This window comes from Pradoshia sp. (genome assembly GCF_051873915.1).
GTDB lineage: Bacteria > Bacillota > Bacilli > Bacillales > Pradoshiaceae > Pradoshia.
The window spans coordinates 1-3,157 of the sequence record NZ_JBJEFJ010000045.1 but is presented as its reverse complement, the minus strand read 5'-3'; the positions used below and the strand labels follow the sequence as shown (position 1 = coordinate 3,157).

Genomic DNA, 3,157 nt, shown 5'->3' with positions numbered 1-3,157 from the left:
TGGGTACCCTTTACCGAAGATCGCTAGGAATAACGCATCTCGCTTGGCTGTGGAGCTTTTGGAATCACGACCGAAGATAACGGATTTCTCATCGTTGAACCCTGTTACTTCCCTGTCCATGAATTCCGCTGTGATTTCTTCGTTACTGAAATCCACTCCATCTTCTTTTGTGCTACCGCTGATATCCGGGCGCATAAACATCCCTTTAGGAAGTCCGACCCACTCTTTAGAACCATCTTCATACGTTCTAGCGAAGATAGCTGCTACATAAGGTGGCGTATCCGTTGAACCGAACGAAGCTAAACCGTCTTGTGTAGCCTCAAGTCCGAATAGTTGAATCTTGTCCTCTTCCGGCACTTTGTGGAACGCTGATGTAACGGATACATCTCCATTGGAAACCGCTAATTCCGCGACTTTGTTGTCACCATAAGCACGGACGATTTCTTGGGACATTTCCACTGTGATTTCTTGAAGGAATTTCACTCGCTCGATGTCACCTTCTACAAGATCGCTGTCATTTAAAACCGCATAGTAAAATTCATCTACACCCGTTGATGCTCTGTAATTTTTGTTTTCTGCCAACTTAATCACTCCTTATAAAATATAAAAGACACCTATACAGTGTCTAAATCTTCTCGATATGCTTTTCCTCTGTACCTTCTGGCATCCCGGAAGGTGTTTGTCGCTTTATCCCATTCTGGCTGCATGCTGCTGGCATGATGAAAGCCTAATTTATCCCACATAATCTTACGGATACGGGCGGCTATTTCATCTCTTTTCTTACGGTCACCCTTCACCCAAACCTCGATGTGTACATAATAATCATCTGTAAGCCATTGGTTGTCTGCGTAATCATCAGGTCGGGGTGCATCCACTTCTTCAAGTACGATGGTTGGTCCCATAAGGCTCCCGGTTGCTGGATAGTCATAATACTTGATGCGGGTTCCTACTTCTTTATTGATAAAGGAATCGGCTTTCAGCGCATTATAAACGGTTTCTAAAATATCCATTACAATCCATCCTTTAGCGATTGCTTGATGACATTGCGGTATTCCTTCTCTGCGTTGCGCAAAGACCTAGCGATTGCTCCTTTACCTCTAGGTTTAGGGTTATTGATTGTTCCCCATTCATTTAAGTGAATGATGCGATAACGACCTTTAGGTCCCTTCCAGTGAACCCTCACTGTCCTAGCGCCATTTAAAGTGACCGGCTTGGAAATATTGGTTTCTTCAATTGACGCCCCTGTGTCTTTGAAGGATTCAAACTGCGATTTTTGCTCCTTGACGACTACCTCAGCACCCCTTGCTAACGCTTTGTCGCTCACCTTTTGGAGATGTTGAGGGCCGAACCGTCTTTCTAATTCTTCGATTAACTTCTTTTGGCCTCTGATGGATACACTCATGATGATAAATCTCCAATGATTTTGACAAAGCGCCTGTCTTGCAAGTCTGAAAGTACCTTCGTGATGTTGTAACGCCTATCCGCAAACTCGGGGGCTTCTATAGAGAAATAATGCTTATTGCTCGGGATATAGTCAGCTAGTGGGTCCCTGATGGTGACGGTGATGTCATCCAAGGTTCCGTTTGACTTTGCTTGTTCTATATCCTTCTGCCAAACTTCATCCACCTTAGCCCATGCGGTGTAAACCACTTGCTTCTCCGATTCCCCCGGCTCCGGTCCCTCATTCTCTACATACTCGTAAAAGGTAACGGGTGTGCGAAAGTCTCCGGCATTGAACCGAGGCTTTTTATATTCAAACTTGATCATTTACATCACCTTCACTGTCAGGCAACAAGGAAAAGGAGAAGCTATGCAGCTCTTTCAGGAAATTCCCTTGGAAGAACTCGAGCGCATCGTTATATGTGTATCTAGCACGTTCGAAAACCAGTTCCTTACCCGAAAGGTTACTATTGATGTCAAACTCTCCACAATCCCGTTTAATCGCCTCATAGGAGGAAGATAACAGCCGTTCTAGGTTACCATCCTCCATTGAATGAGTTATGTGCATGCGTTCTTTGAATTGTTCTACTATTTGAGGCGCTACCATTTAGCTCACCTCCGTTTTATGCTCCTGCTGGTGCAGTATCAAAAGAAATATTTAGGTTGTAAACAAGCGCCGTTTTGTTATCTTCTGGCTTACCATTTGCAAATTGTTTGATAGTGTAAAGTGTTGCATCTTCGATAGCGAGCGTTTGGTCAAACTTCTTAAGTTGGTATCCACCAGCGATAGCAGCTGTGTATTTACCTTGTACAAAGAACAACGCTTTGCCTGCTGGAACCTCTTCTGATTCCACAACACGAATGTTATAAGGCAACGCCATTACCCATTGACCGTTAGCTGTTTGAATAGTGTTACGAGCTTGTACACCGATTGCATCAATTGGATTAACAACCATGATAATGCGGTTTAGCACTTTACGAGAATCGCCTTTTTCGTCAGTAGACAGCGCTTTAACTACTCCGTAAAGCTCACCAGCGACCACCTCACCGTATTGAGAAGGAGCGAATGTCAATGTGCCAGAAGAAGCTTTATCTGTTACGGCACCGTTAGCACCAACGTTTTTCATTAGACCAATAGGTTCATTGCTTGCAGGACCACGGCCGTTCACATAACCGTATTCCAAACCAACAGAGTAAGATTCTACGAGCAACGTGCGGACATAACGCTCAACCCACTCAGGTCCAAGGTCTAGCATGTCATTTGGAATAGCAGCGAATGCAGTGAGTTTCAATTGACCGATTTGTTCTTCACCGAATGCAGCATTAACTTGACCTTTGATTTCTCCGAAGAGTGGTCCCCATGCGAATGCTTTAGTCGGGTCAGAAGTAATGTAGCGTGTAACCGCTCCTAGGTCTTGAATGCCAAGCGCACCAAGCAATGGATGTTCTTGTACCAAGTCCTCGAAAATACGCTCTCTAGTCGTTACAGGAAGGATAGAATCATCATTGAAGCCGCCATCCTGTACCACAGCATTGAAGAATTTCATTTCTTCGGATGTTAGTACATTTTGTCCACGTTGTTGCAGGATAGAACGGTCTAGCATGTCATCACTTACTTGTTTGCGGACTGAATCAGTTACATCAGTACGAAGAGCATCAATGTAATTGCTCAACGCTTCGGATTGTTCTTTTTCACTTGCCTCTGGGTTGTTTAACA

At 44.3% G+C, this 3,157-nt stretch carries 6 protein-coding genes; all 6 read right to left on the bottom strand.

Features of this window, described 5'->3' with window-relative positions:
* Positions 1–591: major tail protein (locus ACI35L_RS05010; RefSeq protein ID WP_439802362.1), on the bottom strand; the 591-nt coding region annotated here is incomplete at its 3' end.
* Positions 592–614: 23 nt separating this feature from the next.
* Entirely contained in the window at positions 615–1,010 is a 396-nt protein-coding gene (locus ACI35L_RS05005) for a hypothetical protein (RefSeq protein ID WP_439802361.1), read from the bottom strand.
* Positions 1,010–1,402: a hypothetical protein gene (locus tag ACI35L_RS05000; protein WP_439802360.1), complete on the bottom strand. Its 393-nt coding sequence runs from the start codon at positions 1,400–1,402 to the stop codon at positions 1,010–1,012. The genes ACI35L_RS05005 and ACI35L_RS05000 overlap by 1 nt, the downstream gene beginning before the upstream one ends.
* Entirely contained in the window at positions 1,399–1,767 is a 369-nt protein-coding gene (locus tag ACI35L_RS04995; protein WP_439802359.1) for a phage head completion protein, read from the bottom strand. Before ACI35L_RS04995 ends, ACI35L_RS05000 begins: the two co-directional genes overlap by 4 nt.
* Positions 1,754–2,047: a phage gp6-like head-tail connector protein gene (locus ACI35L_RS04990; RefSeq protein WP_439802358.1), complete on the bottom strand. Its 294-nt coding sequence runs from the start codon at positions 2,045–2,047 to the stop codon at positions 1,754–1,756. The genes ACI35L_RS04995 and ACI35L_RS04990 overlap by 14 nt, the downstream gene beginning before the upstream one ends.
* Positions 2,048–2,063: 16 nt before the next feature.
* Positions 2,064–3,157, bottom strand: a 1,094-nt coding sequence (locus tag ACI35L_RS04985; protein ID WP_439802357.1) for a phage major capsid protein, incomplete at its 5' end; no start/stop codon positions are given.